Genomic DNA, 16,968 nt, shown 5'->3' with positions numbered 1-16,968 from the left:
TTCTTTTTTATCTAAAAAATGGGTTGAAATTTTTCTCGTGGGCAACGGTTGTTGGAAAGCCGTGGCCCGGATAGACCTGGTAATGGTTGGGCAGGGTGAAAATCTGTTGGCGCACCCCTTGGATCAATTGGTCAAAATCACCTGTCGGTAAATCTGTTCTACCAATGGTTTCGCGAAAGAGGGCGTCACCTGAGAAGACCCAAGAAGCTTCAGGAAAGACAAAGGACACACCGCCAATCGAGTGGCCAGGTGTTGGTACTACGGAAAAAGTAAACTCCCCAATCTGGTAAGGTTGGTCATACTGAAAGGTCTCTTCTGCAGGTTGGCAGATGACATCTTCCAAATCGGCATGACGATCGAGACCGGATAGGTTATCGATTGGTTGATAGAGCCAAGCAGCTTCGCTCTCAGCAACGTATACTGGTGGTTGCTTACATGCTGCTCGTAAGGCTTCCAGGCTCATGATGTGGTCGTAATGGGTATGGGTTAAGAGTACAGCTGCCACAGGTTTTGCTAGCTGGAGCAGTTGTTGATGGATACGTGACCAGTCACTCCCAGGATCGATCACAAGTAAATCTCGCTCTCCTTCTAAAATATAGGTGTTTTCTCTTGCAATAAAATTGGTAATGGTATGTAGTTTCATAAAACCTCCTGTCTTTGTAAGTGTATCAAAAAATGTTTGAATTGGCACAAGTGAGGTCCTTATCTTCTAGATTTCTCTATTTGTTTATACTCTTCGAAAATCAAAATCAGACGTTGTTGACTTGATTTAATGAACTTCAGTTCTATCTGCATCTGCGTCGCCTAGTCTGATTTAGATTTTCATTGAGTATTAGTATGCTTTTGTAAGCTTTTCAAAATTTTGCTATAATGGGGAATATGAAAAACAGGATTCGGACAAGAAAATATGCCATTGTGGACTTGGAAGCAACCTCGAGTAGTTCCTTGGCAAAAATCATTCAAATTGGAATTGTCATTGTTGAGAATGGTCTCATCGTTGACCAGTTTGCTAGTGACATCAACCCACATGAGCCCTTGGATGATCATATCAAGGATTTAACAGGTATTAGCGATGAGCAGCTAGCTCTGGCACCAGAATTTGGTCAGGTAGCTGGGCAGATTTATTCTATGTTGGAAGATGCTGTATTTGTAGCCCACAATGTGCAATTTGATGCCAACTTGCTGACCGAAGCCTTGTTCTTTGAAGGGTATGACCTCTATATTCCACGAGTGGACACGGTCGAGTTGAGCCAACTTTTTTTCCCGCAATTTGAAAAATACAACTTGACCTATCTGGCTGAGGCCTTGAAATTGCCCTTGGACCAGGCCCATACAGCCATTTCGGATGCCCAGGCAACGGCGCAGCTTCTCATACGAATCCAAGAGAAGATTCTCAGTTTGCCTCGTCCGGTCTTGGTTCAGTTGCTGCCTTTGGCGGATCATCTGCTCTACGAATCCCGTTTGGTCCTTGATGACCTCTTTGAGCAGGTGGAAGATGGGCTGTCATCTAACTTAGAGTTGGTACACGGCTTGGTATTGAAAAAAAGAAAGCAGCATCAAGCTGAAAAATGTTTTTCTCAGGACTTTACGACTAATATTGGTCTCTTGGATATGGAACCAAGACAGGATCAAGTTCGCTTTGCAGAAAAAATTGAGCAGCATTTGACTGGTAACCAAGGGGTGCATTTTATCCAGGCAAAGGCAGGTATTGGCAAAACCCTCGGCTACTTATTGCCCTTGCTCAGTCAGGGCAAGCAAAAAATTTTAGTGACTGTTCCAACAAAAATCTTACAAGAACAGATCTTGGCCAAGGAAGGTCGCCTCTTGCGAGAGGTGTTTAATCTTTCTATTGCTTCGCTCAAAGCACCAGGTCATTTTTTGAAATTGGATTCCTATTGGAAGACTCTTCAGCGAGAAGACGAAAACCGTCTACTCAATTGCTTTAAGATGCAAATTTTGGTGTGGCTGTGTGAGACAGAAACAGGGGATCTGGATGAGTTAAAGCAGAAATACCGCTATCAGGCTTACTTTGATGAAATCAAACATGATGGTAAGTTGGACAAAGAGAGCCTGTTTCAGGGCTGGGATTTTTGGCAAGCAGTTCAAGAAGAAGCGGCTGCCAGTCGACTCTTGTTAACCAACCATGCTTACTATTTGAGTCATTTGAAAGACCAGGATCCCTTGATGCAGGCAGATATCCTTGTCATCGATGAAGCGCAAAAAATCTTGCTAGCAGCAGAAGAGTTGGCAAGTCAGACCATTGATTTGACCAGTTTGATTCAATCCTTACAGAGTAAGAAGGACCGAGCTGATTCTCTATTGAGACGTCGTTTGTATGAAAGTACTTTATTTGAACTGAATAGTCTCTTGACGGATTTTCGCTCGACTGGACAGCGGGAAATTGTCAGAGAGAGATTAGAACAATTGCATCAAAATTGTTTGGAACTGGCTGATGTAGATCTGCTGGATTTGGAAAGGATGCTAGCCTTTTATTCCTATTTTTGGTTGGAAGATCATTTCCAGAACGAGAAACGTATTGCACATTTGCGGGCGAGTAGAGAGGAATTGTTGCAGTTGGCACGTTTGATTCCGAGTCCGAAGATTTTCTGTATCAGTGCGACTTTAGAGATTAGCAAGCAGGTGAGTTTGGCTGACTTGCTGGGCTTTCAACATGCGACTAGCGACTATTTGGAATCCGCTTTTCAAGACAATCAAGAACTGGTTCTCATCAAGGATTTGCCGGATGTGATTGGTTTGGGTCTGGAGGAGCATGCCCATTTCTTGGTGCGGCAATTGGAGAAATTATTGGCAGGTCAGCAACCAATTTTAGTGCTCTTTACCTCTCGAGCACTCTTGTTGGCTGTTTCTGATCTTTTGGAGTTGGAAGAGATTTCTCATCTTGCCCAATATAAACATGGGCAAGCAGATCATCTCAAGCGGCGATTTGAAAAAGGGGAGACTGTTCTGCTTTTAGGGAGCGGCCTCTTCTGGGAAGGTGTTGACTTTGCTAACCTAGATCAACTTGTCTTGGTCATCAGTCGGCTTCCGTTTGAAAATCCTCGCGACCGTTTTGTCATGAAAATCAATCAGCGTTTGCGTCAGGAAGGCAAGCATCCCTTTTATGATTTTAGCTTGCCTATGATGATGATGAAGCTCAAGCAGGCTATTGGACGGACCAATCGTCGTCCGAGTCAACTGTCTCAGGTCTTTGTTTTAGATAATCGCCTGCAAACCAAACGGTATGGCAAACAGGTGACGAGATTCTTGGCTCAAGATTATCTGGTTACCGAGGCTTCATTGGATCAGATTACTTCAACTGTCCAACAATTCTTTGATGAGTAGTGAAATGAAGGGGAAGGTTATTAGGACTGGTAAAATTTTCTAAAGGAAAGACTAGTACGTTAAGAAGAACTGGGTATTCCCAGTTCTTTTCTATCTATTTGGGAAGACATGGCTAGGTCAGTCGCAGAAGAGGTGGTAACAGTTGACATTCATTTTCTTTAGGGTAAAAATATGGTATAATTTTCCAAATATAGTCATTCAGTTTGTCTTTTTATATTTCGACGTATTAGGAATCGTCGAATCCTTGTTTCCAACTGGAAATAATGTCATCATTAGAGAACTCGCTTTGTCGTAACCTAATATGACAAACGACTTTTGACACGAACAGCCTTCTAGTTCCACCTATCTCCCATATTCTTGGAGCTAGTCCTAAAAGCTAATAGAGAGACTATATTTCCATTCATTTGAAAGAGATTACTATGACAGAAAAAACGATTGTATTTAAGGTAGGAACCAGCTCCCTGACCCAAGAAAATGGGAGTTTGGATCGAATTAAGATTGCTCGGATTACCAATCAGTTGGCTCAGTTGCATCAGAAGGGCTACCAGATTGTGCTGGTGACTTCGGGGTCCATTGCTGCTGGTTTTCGGAGATTGGGCTTTGACAAGCGACCGACTAAGATTGCGGAGAAACAGGCTTCTGCGGCGGTGGGTCAGGGCTTGTTGATTGAGGAATACACGCAAAACCTGATGAAAGATGGCATTGTGTCGGCTCAGATTTTGCTGACCCAGGATGATTTTGCGGATGCCAGACGCTATCAAAATGCTTCTCAGGCCTTGCAGGTCTTGCTGAAGCAGCGTGCTATTCCCATTATCAATGAAAATGACACCATTGCCATTGAGGAGATTAAGGTAGGGGACAATGATACTTTATCTGCCCAAGTGGCTTCCCTTTTGAAAGCAGACCTCTTGGTGCTTTTGACAGATGTGGATGGGCTTTACACGGCCAATCCTAACAGTGATCCCAACGCCAAACATTTGCCAGAGATTAAGGAAATTACGGAAGACTTGTTTGCCATGGCAGCAGGAGCAGGATCGTCCAACGGAACGGGCGGTATGACCACCAAATTGCAGGCGGCGCAGATTGCGACTAAGTCAGGCGTACCAGTCTTTATCTGCTCTTCAAAAGAGGACACGGCCCTCATACAAGCAGTCACCCAAGCCAATCGTGGCACCCTCTTTTTAGCGGACGACCATGCCATGAACCAACGCAAGCAGTGGATGGCTTTCTACGCTCGGACAGACTCGGCGGTTGAAGTGGACGAAGGAGCAGTTGATGCTATGTTGCACCAAGGCCGTAGTTTGTTAGCTGCTGGTGTAAAAGCCCTCGAAGGTGACTTTGAAGTGGGGCAGGTTGTGGAAGTTTACAGTCAGGCAGACCACCGCTTGATTGGTAAAGGGCGGGTCAAACTCTCGTCCCGGGACTTGCAGGACCGGTTGGCAAATGGCAGAGCGGAAGGTGTGTTTATTCACCGCAATGATTGGGTTAGCCTATAGGAGAAAGATATGACAACAACACAAGCATTATTAGACAGTTTATTGGCCCATAAGGCCTCTATCAACCTAGCTACAACCGAACAAAAGAACCAAGCCCTATCAGCTATGGCAGACCAGTTGCTTGCTCAGACTGAGGCAATTTTAGCAGGCAATGCCATTGACATGGAAAATGCCCAAGGCAAGATTAGCCAAGTCATGCAGGACAGATTGCTCCTGACAGCAGAGCGGATTGAAGCTATGGCTGAGGGTCTTCGTGCCCTGATAACCTTGCCAGATCCTGTTGGTTTGACCTTGGAAGAATCCACTCGGGCAGATGGGTTGAAGATTAGTAAGAAGTCTATTCCCTTTGGCTTGGTAGGAATGATTTACGAAAGCCGTCCAAATGTGACATCCGACGTTGCAGGATTGGCCATCAAGAGCGGAAATGCAGTCATTATGCGTGGTGGTAAGGATGCCTTCCATTCTTCTCAGGCCATTGTTTCAGCTTTAAAAGCTGGTCTGGAAGAGGTCGGCTTGTCACCCAAGGTTATCGAACTGGTCCAAGATACCAGCCGAGCCTCTGCGACCGAATTGATGACTGCCAAAGGCAAGATTGACCTGCTGGTACCTCGTGGTGGCGCAGGGCTCATTCAAGCTGTTGTTGAAAATGCGACAGTTCCTGTTATTGAAACAGGTACAGGAATCTGTCATGTCTATGTAGATAAGGATGCAGACTTGGATAAGGCTTTACAAATTGCCGTCAATGCAAAAGTTAATCGTCCCTCAGCATGTAATGCGGCTGAAGTTTTATTGGTTCATGAAGAAATTGCCAGCCTATTCCTACCTCGTCTTGAGGAAGCTCTTTCTGGTCAGGTAGAATTGCGGGCTGACGAGAAGGCTCAGGCTCTTCTCAACCAATCCACACCAGCAAGCGATCAAGATTTTGATACAGAATTTCTGGACTTTATCTTGGCTGTCAAAGTCGTTTCAAGTGTGGAAGAAGCTATCAGCCACATCGCACAACACTCGACTGGACATAGCGAGGCCATTGTGACGGAAAACAGCCAGACGGCAGACCTCTTTACGCTCTACGTAGACTCGGCGGCAGTCTATGTCAATGCCTCGACTCGGTTCACAGACGGTGGCGAATTCGGTCTGGGCTGCGAGTTAGGCATTTCGACCCAGAAGATGCACGCCCGTGGTCCAATGGGCTTGCGTGAGATGACCACCTACAAGTACATCATCACAGGCGACGGCCATATTCGTTAGGAGGACAAGATGAAGATTGGATTTATCGGACTGGGTAACATGGGAGCGGCATTGGCTCATGCAGTCAGTCAGCAGCCAGATACCCAGCTCCTCCTCAGCAACCACAACCCAGCAAAAGCCCAGGCTCTACAAGCTCAGCTGGGCGGTCAGCTCTTGTCTAATGGGGAAATAGCAGAGCAGGCCGAGGTCATTTTCCTTGGGGTCAAGCCTCACCTGCTTCAGTCAGTCTTGTCTGGCTTACAGGACCAGATTAGCCAGAATCCGTCAGCTATCTGGATTTCTATGGCAGCGGGTGTGACCCTTGACAGCCTGGCAGCATTTGTGTCGGCAGATAACCTCATTCGGATCATGCCCAATACACCGGTCGCTATTGGCCAAGGCATGACAACCTATAGCCTGGTCAATCAAAATCTCGCTCCGCTATTGGAACAAATCCTAGAAAAATCAGGCAAGGTCCAGCAGGTGCCAGAGAGCCTGATCGACGCAGCAACGGCTATCGCAGGCTGCGGCCCGGCCTTTGTCTATCAGATGATTGAGGCTTTGACCGATGCCGGTGTGCAAAATGGGCTGACGGCTCAAGATGCCAAGGTTTTGGCGGCTCAGACCCTTGCTGGAACTGCTCAGATGGTCTTGAACAGCGACAAACACCCAGCCCAGCTCCGACAGGAAGTGACCTCGCCAGGAGGCTCGACCATTGCAGGCGTGGTGGCTCTTGAAAAAGAAGGCTTCCGCTACGCCATCATCAAGGCAGTCGCCGCCGCCCTCAAAAAGACTAGAAAATTAGGCGAAAAATAGAAAGCAAGCAAAAAACGGGACTTTTAATCCCGTTTTGTTTTTTCTTTGATCCATTGACTGACGTTGGATAGGGTTTTGCTTTGCTCTGCCTTGCGTTTTTGTTCTTGGACAAAATCTGCAAAGCTTTGCTTGACGCCCTCTTTTTGAACCTTATCTTGCAAATCATGCCATTTCTTTTTAAGGTTACTGGAAGTTCGTTCATAGTATACCTCAAGGATTTCTTCCTTGGACTTGTAATTGCGGTAGAAGGCATTGCGAGATACGCCAGCTTTTTTCACCAATTCAGAAATGGAAATCTGTTTTAAGTCTTTTTTTTCCATTAAAAAGAGTAGGGCAGTTTCAATCGACTCTCGTGTCAACTGATTCATCTCCTGGTTGGCCTTGGTCAAGTTTTTTAATGACCGTGGCGAAATCTTACGCTCTGACATAAGGATCCTCCTTGTGACATCTGAAAGTAAATGCTTTCAGATGGTCTCCATTCATGATATAATTGTAAGGAAAGATACTTTGCTTGTCAAATAAAAATCGTTGAAGAAAGTAAGAATGTAAGGAAAAATCATGAAAAAATGGAAAATTGTTGCAGACTCTGGTTGTGATTACCGTCAACTGGATCAGTTGGCGCCAAACGCAGAATTTATTAGTGTTCCCTTGACCGTCCAAATTGGGGCAGAGACCTTCGTTGACCAGGCAGACTTGGATATCGACAAGATGATGGAGGTTATGTACGCTTCGTCTGAGGCAGCTGGTTCAGCTTGTCCGAGTCCTCAAGCCTACCAAGCAGCCTTTGAAGGGGCAGATCAGATTATCGTGGTGACCTTGACAGGGACCTTGTCTGGCAGTTTTAATAGTGCCAGAGTAGCACGCGACATGTATTTGGAAGAGCATCCAGATGCCAAGATTCATTTGATTGATAGCCTTTCAGCCGGAGGGGAGATGGACTTGCTGGTTACAGAGATTAATCGTTTGATTAGCTCAGGATTGGAGTTTGAAGAGGTCGTTTCAGCCATCACCACCTACCAAGAAAATAGCAAATTACTCTTTGTCCTTGCCAAGGTTGATAATCTAGTCAAAAACGGTCGCCTGAGCAAGCTAGTGGGAACTGTAGTTGGTTTACTGAACATCCGTATGGTCGGTGAAGCCAGCAGCGAAGGCAAGTTGGAATTGCTCCAAAAGGCGCGTGGTCATAAGAAATCTGTGACAGCAGCCTTTGAAGAAATGAAAAAAGCAGGCTATAAGGGTGGACGCATCATCATGGCTCACCGCAATAATGACAAGTTCTTTCAACAATTTTCTGATTTGGTCAAAGAAAACTATCCAAATGCCATCGTTGAAGAAGTGGCAACTTCGGGACTATGCTCTTTCTATGCAGAAGAAGGTGGTCTCTTGATGGGCTATGAAATCTAAAAAAAGTAAGCAGGCAGAGGACCTGCTTTTTTCTATGCCATGTTTTGTCCTTTTTCTTGAATGACAATTTTAAATATGTTAATATATAAATAAAAGAGTCGTGAACAAAAAGCAGAAAGGAAACATATGGTGAAGCATTTTTCGAAAAGGTTAGTAGAGACATTTTCTATTCGGAAAACTTGTCTAGGAGTCGGTTCGGTATTGATTTGTAGTAGCCTATTAGCCAGTCTCCAAGGTGGGCAGTTGGTGCATGCAGAGCAACTAGAAAGTGCTGGCGAAGCCTTAACGCCTGCTCTGGCACTTGAAACAGACCATGAGCTAGCTCATCCTGTCCAGGGAGAGCAAGAGGAAGCTGTAGCAGTAGATTCGGTGGTTTTACAGGATGAGTCAGGATCTTCTTCTCCAGACCAAGAAGAGAAGCTAGCAGATCTAACCGAGCCCAACTTTTCCCAAGCAAGCGCTGGTGAGCGTCATTGGGTTAATCATGCCCAAGGTGCCCAGGTAGTTGCGGATAACCAGGAGAATGAATTTCCAGCTAGTCGAGCTGTCGATGGGATTATCAATCGTTCAGCAGCCAATCTGGACCAGTCGCGTTGGGGAACAGAGATGGGCACAGATGACCGTCAACTTAAACTGGACCTAGGAAGTCCCAAGAGGGTGGAAGAAGTAGCTATTTACTGGGAAAGGGATAATGTCACAGGATTCCAACTGCAGGCTTCGGATGATAATCAGACCTATCGAACGGTTTACCGTAAAGCTGGCACAGAACATGTGGCACTCGATACTCGTTTTCAGCTAGAAGAAGCAGTTGAAGCCCGCTACTTTAAGCTCTTGATTGACCAGTATGACGGAGGTCAACTCAACTGGCCGTCCGTTTCACTCTATGAAATCGAGTTGCTGGGGCAGGCGGTCTTGACCAATTTAGCCAAAGGTAAATCAGTCCAAGCAAATGGTCAGGAAGTAGCCAATTTATCAGCTGACAGGGTAACAGATGGCAATGGGACAACACGATGGGCGAGTGACCGTGGCCATAGTCCAAAATTTATCCAGATTGATTTAGGACAAAGAGAGACCTTTTCCACAATCACGGTAGATTGGGAACGTAAAAATGCTTCCAACTATCGCTTCCAAGTATCAGATGATGGGCAACAATGGAGAGATGTCCTGATACGTACTCAAAAACCAAGTGACTTCAAGGAGATTTTTTCACTGTCAACTAGCCAAACTGGTCGCTATCTCAAGCTAGTGATTGACCAGTTTGATGCGAGCGGGGAAACCAAAGATGGTCGGCAGGTTACCTGGGACACCGTTTCTGTATATGAGATAGAAGTCTTTAAGGAAGCAGTTATCGCACGGCAGGAAGAAAGTCTGAGTGACATTGCTGCACGATTGGAAATTCCAATCCTGACTAGGGACTTGACCCGTTGGAGTCTACCACAGGTTCCTCAAGGTGTCGAAATTGAATTTATCGGGGCAGATTTGGAGCAAATCCTGGATAGAGATTTAACTATTTACCGGCCACTAGTGGATACGACGGTTAGCTACAATTACCGTCTTCGACGAGGGGATCAGGTTTATGAAACACCAGCTAGAGTTGTCCTGGTGGAGGGACTCTACCGAGTAGAAGAGTCTGATAATGCCAAGCTGACAGTCGCACCAGGTTTAGCTGAATGGAAGGGGCATACTGGCCATTTTCAAGCGCGAGCAACTAGCAGGATTGTTGTTCGTGAGGATGACCGAGAGGCCTTAGCCTATGCTGTCCAAAGTTTTAAGGAAGACTATGAAGCTATCACAGGAAGAAGCATTGCACTTGTTTACGGTGAGGCGCCACAGGCTGGCGATTTCTACTTTGAACTCAATGATCGTGATCCTGGCTTGAAAAAAGAAGGCTATCTCCTAACCATCGGAGACCATATTAAGGTGGAGGCCAATCAAGTTACAGGTGCATTTTGGTCCACCCAGACCCTCTTGCAATTGTTAAACCAAAATCCAGACCAGATTGCCAAAGGGATTGCCAGAGATTATCCTAAATATGAAACCCGTGGGTTTATGTTGGATGTAGGGAGAAAACCGATCCAGCTCTCCGTTTTGAAGGACATGATCAAAGCTCTCTCTTGGTATAAGTTCAATGACTTCCAGCTCCACCTCAATGATAATTACATCTGGGTTGAAGAATACCAACGCGAAGGCAATCCTTACGGTGCTTATTCAGCTTTTCGATTGGAATCAGACATTAAAGAAGGAGGCAATGGCGGTCTCAACAAGGCAGACCTGACAGCAAAGGATGTCTTTTACTCTAAGGCAGAATTTAAGGAGCTGATTGCCTTTGCTAAGAATCGGGGTATTCGAATTGTGCCAGAATTTGATGCGCCAGCCCATGCTCTAGCCTTTACCAAGGTTCGTCCAGATTTGACCATGACGGATCGAACAGTCAATCGATGGGCGGATCATCTGGAGGTTTCCAATCCAGAAAGTCTAGCCTTTATTAAGAGTGTTTGGGATGAATACCTGACAGGTGAGGATCCTGTATTTGAGGAAACCGACACCATTCACATCGGCGTGGATGAATTTGAAGGTAACAACGAAGCCTTTCGTGCCTTCACAGATCAGCTCTTGCGCTTTGCTATTGATCGAGGGAAAACACCGCGCTTTTGGGGGAGCTTGACTGCAAAACCAGGAACAACACCAGTCCGTGTGGAAGGTACGGAGATGAATATCTGGTCAACAGGTTGGGCAAGGCCAGCGGATATGTACCAGCTAGGCTACTCCTTGATTAATACCTTGGATGGGGATCTGTATATCGTGCCTGCAGCTGGTTACTATGCCGACTACCTCAATGCTGAGCGACTCTACAATCAATGGGAAGTCAATAAGATGGGCAATACCATCATCCCTGCTGGTTCTGAGCAGATGAAAGGTGCTGCCTTTGCCATTTGGAATGATATGATTGACCGCCGTGCCAACGGTGTCTTAGAACAAGATATCTACAAGCGTTTTGAGGCAGTGCTACCAGCCTTGACGGCCAAGATGTGGGGCAACCGAGATGGAGGTAGCTATCGACAATACTTGGCTGCAGTGGAAGCCATTGGCAAGCCTGCCAATTACAATCCCCATCACCAGATCAACAGTCTTGGGGAGACTTTGCTGCATTACAAGTTTGATTTGGACAATATAGAAGATTTTTCAGGTAATAATTTTGATGGGAGCCAAGAACATGCCATCTCATTTGCGGATGGTCAAGCAGGTCGTGCCTTGCGTTTAGCTGGCGGTTCTTCTTATTTCAAGACACCGCTTGAGAAAGTTGGTCCTCAGAACAGCCTTTCTGTCTGGGTAAAATTGGATGCTTCAGCCCAAGGCCAACAGATTTTGATGGAGTCAGGTCGAGATGCCATAAAACTGGTTCAAAAAGAAACTGGAAAAGTCGGTTTGTCCCTTGAAGGCTATGATCATTCCTTTAACTATACCTTGCCGAGGGACCAATGGGTTCATCTAACCTTCAAAGGTTCGATTGGAATGAGTCAGCTGTATGTCAATGGGGAGCTAGTAGATACCCTTTCCCGTCAAGCAACCGGTGGTAAGCAGGTGAGTTTGACCTTGCCGACTGCCTATATTGGCAGTAAAGAGCATGCCATGACAGGCTTGATTGATCAGTTGCTTGTATGGCAAGACAAGGGCTTGTCTAGTCTTCGCCCTGCTCGGCAAAATTGGCTAGTAAGTAGTGACAATGAAAATGCTGATGGACCAATTTCGATGGCATTTGACGGTGATAGCACAACGCTTTGGCATACCCAGTGGCAGCCAGCCAAAAAGAATCTACCAGCTACTATCTTGATAGATATGAAAGAGGCGCAAGACCTAGACCACTTGAACTATCTACCTAGACAATCTGGAAATAATGGGCACATCACAGCCTATCAATTGTACGGCAAATTGCAAGAATCAGATGATTACCAACTCCTGACTGAAGGAAGTCTTCCAGACACAGGCCAAGAAAAGCAGATTCGCTTTAGTCCAAGGACAGTGAGGTATCTGAAGATGGTTGTTACGGATGGACACGGAGGCTTTGGCTCTGCTGCTGAATTGACACCTGCAAGCACCAACTATTTGCAAGCCCTCAAGGAAAAAATCCTAGAAGCCGATGCCCACCTTCTTCTAGCGGCAGCCTATTCTCCAAGCAGTATCGAAGAGTTAGAACAAAAAGTTAGAGCTGCCAAGACTTTGTTAGAGGGTCAGGCAAGCCGTCAGTTGGTTTCGGAGAAAATAGCAGAGCTGACAGCAGCGATTGGCAACCTCAGTCTGAAAAAGGCAGAACCACAAGTGCGTCTGGAAAGACGGGAAGTTCAAGAAGAAATCGCCATTCCAGTTGAGAAGATTTCCGATGACCAATTGGCACTGGGTGAAGAAGTAATTGAAAGCCAGGGAAGAACGGGAAGCATTCAAAAGATTTTTGAAGACAGATACGAGGATGATGTACTGGTTTCCAGTCGCCTGGTTGATACCGTCCAAACAGCTGCCCAAGCCAAGCGCATACGAATTGGAACAGGTCGTGCACAGCTATTGGCAAGACAAGGTCAGCTTGTAGCACAATTACAGGCACTGTTGACGACAGACAGAACTGGTTGGAAACCTTGGGATGAACCAACTTTCCAAGAGAAGGTGGCGACTTTGCGCAGTCAATTAGAAGTTCCTGAAGTCAATCTGGACCAGATTGAAGAAGAGCTTGAGAAGCTTATTCTCCTTCTGGAGAAGGGAGCAAGGAGCCAATTGCCAGAAGGTTTGACACTCCCTAGTCTTGCCATCGAGTATAGAAGGAGAGAAACAGAGACCAAGCTGTCCTATCCTAGTTTGATGGAGGAAAATCCAAACCTCCCTTTGGGAGAGAAAAAAGTGATTCAAGCAGGTTTAGAAGGCTTCTTGAACCAGCATTATGAAGATATCTATATCCAAGGGGAATTAATCGCGAGCAGATTAGTGGAAACTAGCCAGCAGGATCCTTTACCAGAAATAGTGGCTGTGGGTAGTCGAGTGCAAGTTAGTCAGAAGGATGAGCAAGTCAGTCCAGACCTACAAGCGACTTCAGTAAGCGATCCTCAGTTGCGAGACGATCAAATGCCAGTCTTTAAACAAGATGCTGACAAACAAAGTAGCGGAAAACCTGTTGGTTCAGGTGAGAATGCTAATCAAGCAAGACTTCCAGAGACTGCAAGCAAAGACCAGTCATTATTTGCTCTGGGTCTAGCATGTGGCCTTACTGGAATCGGACTATCTTGTCAAAATAGAAAAAGGCGCCTAAGGGGAGAAAATCATGTGGACTGGTAAGTACCTGCAACCCTTTCATCAGACCAACAAAAAAAGAAAGTTGCTTCAACTTTCTTTTTTTCTTAGCTTGGTTAGGTAAGATAGGATAGCTTGTGAATCATTGCTGGGGAGTTGCAGTGCAAGGTAGTTGAACTGTTTTCCCTTGTAGAAACGGACTCCATCTACTAGTGGAGTTGGGATAGGATGCCGATGAGGGATCTCAAGAATCATGACATGAGGAGTAAATCGAACGGCAAGGTCCAGTTGACTTGCAGCAAGCAGCTTTCTCATCTGGATCTCCTCTTCTTGTCCCATGACCACAAGGTGTCGAGTATTGCGGGCAAACATCCCGTTATCGATATAGAGGGACAAGGCTTTTTGCATGATGAGGTTGGTATCGTAATCAATCAAACTCTTATACTGCAAAAAGGGGTGTAGCAGTTCTTTGGGGAGGGCTACGCCCCCCAATCGCAGAGCAGGAAAGAGAGTAGGCGTGAAAGATTTTATATAGATAACCCGCCCAGCTGTGTCCAGATAGTGCAAGGGCAGGTTATGTTGGCTGTCAAAGTCAGCCAAGTAATCATCTTCCACCAAGTAGACCTGATAACGCTCTGCTAATTCAACAATCTTTTTCAGACTGGTCAAGTCATAACTAGATCCCAGAGGATTATGCAGTCTAGGAATGGTATAGAAAAACTTAATCTTCCCTGTCTGAAAAATCCCTTCCAATTCCTCCAAATTAATACCGTCAAAGGTTCGCTCAATGGTTTGATAGGGCAAGCCCTGACGCTCCACCAAATCTTGCATCCTATGGTAGGTAGGAGATTCGAGTAGGATATCCGTCCGTCCCTCACCAAAATCCATCTGGCTGAGGATATAAAGGGCCTGTTGGCTACCAGCTGTGATGACAAGCTGGTCTTTTTTTGTATAGACAGTATAGTCAGCCAGCAAGCCTTGCAAGGAAATTCGCAACTCTTCCAGTCCCTCCTGTTGGTGGTAGTGATTGAAGAGATAGTTTTCCCGGCCAAGTAAACTCTCGGTTAGACAAGAGCGGAAGTCTTCATAAGGCAATTGTTGAAAGTCTTCCGGATTCAGCTCCACAGTTCGATCTTGAAAATCCTGATCCTCTAGGATGTAGTAGCCAGATTTTTCCACGGCATAAATCCGATGCTGGTACTTAAGTTCCAACATAGCCTTCTGGACCGTGTCCTTACTACAACCATACTCTTTGCTCAACTGGCGAATAGAGGGCAGTTTCTGCCCTCGTTTATACCGATGAGTCTCAATTCCTTCAATAATATCTGCTACAATGTCTTGGTAAATACTCATCATCTGTCCCCGTACAGTTTTTATTTATTGTAGCGAAAATGCAGTCAAACCGCAAGACCTACATAAAGTAGACAATGGCTAGGTATTGCAAGATGCTAGCCAAGATGATAAAAAGGTGCCAAATCATGTGAAAGTAGGGGCGTTTTTTTGCATAGAAACCAGCCCCAACGGTATAAGCCAGACCACCGGCCAGCATCAGTCCCCAGAAGATTGGACCTGTCTGCTGCACGATTGGTGGCAGAATCAAGACAATCAGCCAGCCCATGATTAGATAGAGGGTCAGACTGAATTTTTCATTGACTTTTTTAGCGAAAATCTTGTAAAGAATACCGAAAATGGTCGTCCCCCACTGGATGATTAAAATCGTATAGCCCAGCCAGTTGTTCATGAGGGCCAAAACGACGGGCGTGTAGGACCCCGCAATGGCGATATAAATCATGGAATGGTCGATGATTCGCAAGATATACTTGTGGGTCGAGCCATAGGACATGGAGTGGTAAATGGTGGAGGACAGAAACATGAGAAAGAGACTGATGATAAAGATGGAAGTCCCAGTCGCAGCCAAAAGTCCGCCTGTTTCAAAAGAGTGAATGGCAGAAATCGGCAGCAAGATCAGCATGACTAAGGCAGCGACCGCATGAGTGACGGCATTGCCCACCTCTTCTCCGAAAGAGAGTGGGAGTGAAAGTTTAAAGCTTTGATTCATGGGAACCTCCAAGGTAGGATTCTGCCAAGTTGATAGCTTCCTGATAAGCGAGAATGGTTTGACAGGCCTTGTCGATTAAGGGATGGACCGGGTCCGATTTCCCTGCCAGACTGGCCACAAAACTATTATAGAGGACTTGCGAGTCCAGCTCCTGTCCCAATTGCTCGATCACCGCATGGATGCTGGCAATAGGGAAGACAGGCTTGCAGATGGTCACAACCAAGAGTCGCGCCAGCTGTCCTTGCCCATATTTTTTCTTTATGGGTTTGGGAAGATAGCCATGTTTGACATAGTTGTTGATCATGGCAGCAGTCAGCGGTTTTTCTTTTTGGGAAATAGCAGAGCTGGTCTGCTGGTTGACGTAGAGCAAGACTTGGTCTAAGTAAAGGTCGAGCGTAGGCAGTTGCTCCCAAGTAGGTAAGTTGATTATTTTAATCACCTCTTCATCTAGTTATGATAACTAGATTTTAACCTATAAGGATTCAAAATGCAAGAAAATGCTCTCTATGATATACTATTCACATGAAAATATTATTACCAAATGCAAAAGAATTAAATACCAATCTCGATAATCACCCCTTCCAATCCCTGTCTTCGGCCAGCCAACAAGTTGCCACTCAACTTTCCCAGTTGTCCCTGGCAGAATTGGCACGTTTTTACAAACTCAACGAAGAGAGGGCCCAGCTAGAAGCAGACCGTTGGCAACGCATTTTGCAAGGTCAGGCCAAGTCCTATCCAGCTTTTCAATTGTACGATGGCCTCATGTACCGCTATATGAAGCGTCGTGACCTTTCGGCTGAAGAAGAGCACTATTTAGACAAGCATGTCTTGATTGCGACAGGGCTCTATGGCTTAATCTCACCATTTGACCTAATTTCTCCCCATCGATTAGACTTTCAGGGGAGTGTGAAAATCGGCTCCCGCTCCTTAAAACAATTTTGGCGTCAGGCCTATGACCGTCAATTAGAAGGAGAAGATTTGGTGATTTCGCTCTTATCATCGGAATTTGAACAAGTATTCAGTCCAGCCCTTCAGAAAAAGATGGTTCGTATCCAGTTTGCAGAAATCCTAAATGGAAAAAAACGAGTCCATTCAACCATTTCCAAAAAAGCAAGAGGACGTATGGTTTCCCTCTTGGCAGAAAAACAGATACAAGATTTGGAGCAGGTCTTGCACTTGGAAGTTGATGGATTTAGCTATCAGGAAGATCAATCTGACAAATTTAATATATTGTTTGCGAAAATTATCAGTAAATAGATGCAAAAATTTCAATTTAACGTTTTCATTTACACAATATTTGTAGCTATGCATTTTCCAATATGATATAATTGGAGTATTATAGAAAAGGGA

At 45.5% G+C, this 16,968-nt stretch carries 11 protein-coding genes and 1 pseudogene; 7 read left to right on the top strand and 5 right to left on the bottom strand.

Going from position 1 to position 16,968, the window contains the following annotated elements:
• Positions 1 to 7: 7 nt before the first annotated feature.
• Entirely contained in the window at positions 8 to 643 is a 636-nt protein-coding gene (locus J5566_RS03495; protein WP_208562094.1) for an MBL fold metallo-hydrolase, read from the bottom strand.
• A 236-nt stretch (positions 644 to 879) separates the two neighbouring features.
• On the opposite strand from J5566_RS03495, the gene J5566_RS03490 reads away from it, so the two are divergent.
• The 4 genes from J5566_RS03490 to proC all read left to right on the top strand — a co-directional run bounded on the left by J5566_RS03490 (position 880) and on the right by proC (position 6,881).
• On the top strand, positions 880 to 3,342 hold the full coding sequence (locus J5566_RS03490; protein WP_348002274.1) for a bifunctional DnaQ family exonuclease/ATP-dependent helicase: 2,463 nt from the start codon (positions 880 to 882) through the stop codon (positions 3,340 to 3,342).
• A 419-nt stretch (positions 3,343 to 3,761) separates the two neighbouring features.
• Positions 3,762 to 4,838 carry a glutamate 5-kinase gene (proB, locus tag J5566_RS03485; RefSeq protein WP_208562092.1) on the top strand — a complete coding sequence of 359 codons (1,077 nt, stop codon included), beginning with the start codon at positions 3,762 to 3,764 and terminating at the stop codon, positions 4,836 to 4,838.
• Between the two features lie 9 nt (positions 4,839 to 4,847).
• Positions 4,848 to 6,086: a glutamate-5-semialdehyde dehydrogenase gene (locus J5566_RS03480; protein WP_208562091.1), complete on the top strand. Its 1,239-nt coding sequence runs from the start codon at positions 4,848 to 4,850 to the stop codon at positions 6,084 to 6,086.
• Positions 6,087 to 6,095: 9 nt separating this feature from the next.
• On the top strand, positions 6,096 to 6,881 hold the full coding sequence (proC, locus tag J5566_RS03475) for a pyrroline-5-carboxylate reductase (RefSeq protein WP_208562090.1): 786 nt from the start codon (positions 6,096 to 6,098) through the stop codon (positions 6,879 to 6,881).
• A gap of 170 nt (positions 6,882 to 7,051) precedes the next feature.
• Here proC and J5566_RS10505 read toward each other — a convergent pair.
• A pseudogene (locus tag J5566_RS10505) lies at positions 7,052 to 7,309 on the bottom strand (TetR/AcrR family transcriptional regulator); the annotation flags it as partial.
• A gap of 130 nt (positions 7,310 to 7,439) precedes the next feature.
• On the opposite strand from J5566_RS10505, the gene J5566_RS03465 reads away from it, so the two are divergent.
• Both J5566_RS03465 and J5566_RS03460 read left to right on the top strand, forming a co-directional pair.
• A complete protein-coding gene (locus J5566_RS03465; RefSeq protein ID WP_208562088.1) occupies positions 7,440 to 8,285 on the top strand; it encodes a DegV family protein in 846 nt (281 codons plus the stop codon).
• A gap of 201 nt (positions 8,286 to 8,486) precedes the next feature.
• Positions 8,487 to 13,604, top strand: coding sequence for a discoidin domain-containing protein (locus J5566_RS03460; RefSeq protein WP_208562087.1), 5,118 nt, complete (start codon positions 8,487 to 8,489; stop codon positions 13,602 to 13,604).
• 45 nt (positions 13,605 to 13,649) lie between these two features.
• Here the strand turns inward: J5566_RS03460 and J5566_RS03455 are convergent, their stop codons facing one another.
• From J5566_RS03455 to J5566_RS03445, 3 genes are read right to left on the bottom strand one after another with little or no spacing between them, the layout of a single operon-like run.
• Entirely contained in the window at positions 13,650 to 14,912 is a 1,263-nt protein-coding gene (locus tag J5566_RS03455) for a PLP-dependent aminotransferase family protein (protein WP_432215583.1), read from the bottom strand.
• A 58-nt stretch (positions 14,913 to 14,970) separates the two neighbouring features.
• A complete protein-coding gene (gene trhA / locus J5566_RS03450; RefSeq protein ID WP_208562085.1) occupies positions 14,971 to 15,618 on the bottom strand; it encodes a PAQR family membrane homeostasis protein TrhA in 648 nt (215 codons plus the stop codon).
• The gene (locus J5566_RS03445; RefSeq protein ID WP_208562218.1) at positions 15,602 to 16,054 is read right to left on the bottom strand and encodes a DUF1836 domain-containing protein; all 453 of its coding nucleotides are present in this window, start codon (positions 16,052 to 16,054) and stop codon (positions 15,602 to 15,604) included. Before J5566_RS03445 ends, trhA begins: the two co-directional genes overlap by 17 nt.
• A gap of 86 nt (positions 16,055 to 16,140) precedes the next feature.
• Between J5566_RS03445 and yaaA the strand changes: the two genes are divergently transcribed.
• Positions 16,141 to 16,875 (top strand): peroxide stress protein YaaA, encoded by a 735-nt coding sequence (yaaA, locus tag J5566_RS03440; RefSeq protein WP_208562084.1) that lies wholly within the window; start codon positions 16,141 to 16,143, stop codon positions 16,873 to 16,875.
• The last annotated feature ends 93 nt before the right edge of the window (positions 16,876 to 16,968 follow it).

Origin of the sequence: Streptococcus suis (assembly GCF_017601095.1) — a bacterium.
GTDB lineage: Bacteria > Bacillota > Bacilli > Lactobacillales > Streptococcaceae > Streptococcus > Streptococcus suis_Z.
The sequence above is the reverse complement of the archived record's forward strand: the minus strand, read 5'-3'. Positions and strand labels throughout refer to the sequence as shown.

What these genes read in the sequence shown, in the direction of transcription:
- J5566_RS03480 (WP_208562091.1), top strand. Translation starts at nt 4,848, where the DNA reads ATGACAACAACACAAGCATTATTAGACAGTTTATTGGCCCATAAGGCC.
- J5566_RS03465 (WP_208562088.1), top strand. Translation starts at nt 7,440, where the DNA reads ATGAAAAAATGGAAAATTGTTGCAGACTCTGGTTGTGATTACCGTCAA.
- trhA (WP_208562085.1), bottom strand. Translation starts at nt 15,618, where the DNA reads ATGAATCAAAGCTTTAAACTTTCACTCCCACTCTCTTTCGGAGAAGAG.
- proB (WP_208562092.1), top strand. Translation starts at nt 3,762, where the DNA reads ATGACAGAAAAAACGATTGTATTTAAGGTAGGAACCAGCTCCCTGACC.
- J5566_RS03490 (WP_348002274.1), top strand. Translation starts at nt 880, where the DNA reads ATGAAAAACAGGATTCGGACAAGAAAATATGCCATTGTGGACTTGGAA.
- proC (WP_208562090.1), top strand. Translation starts at nt 6,096, where the DNA reads ATGAAGATTGGATTTATCGGACTGGGTAACATGGGAGCGGCATTGGCT.
- J5566_RS03495 (WP_208562094.1), bottom strand. Translation starts at nt 643, where the DNA reads ATGAAACTACATACCATTACCAATTTTATTGCAAGAGAAAACACCTAT.
- yaaA (WP_208562084.1), top strand. Translation starts at nt 16,141, where the DNA reads ATGAAAATATTATTACCAAATGCAAAAGAATTAAATACCAATCTCGAT.
- J5566_RS03455 (WP_432215583.1), bottom strand. Translation starts at nt 14,912, where the DNA reads ATGAGTATTTACCAAGACATTGTAGCAGATATTATTGAAGGAATTGAG.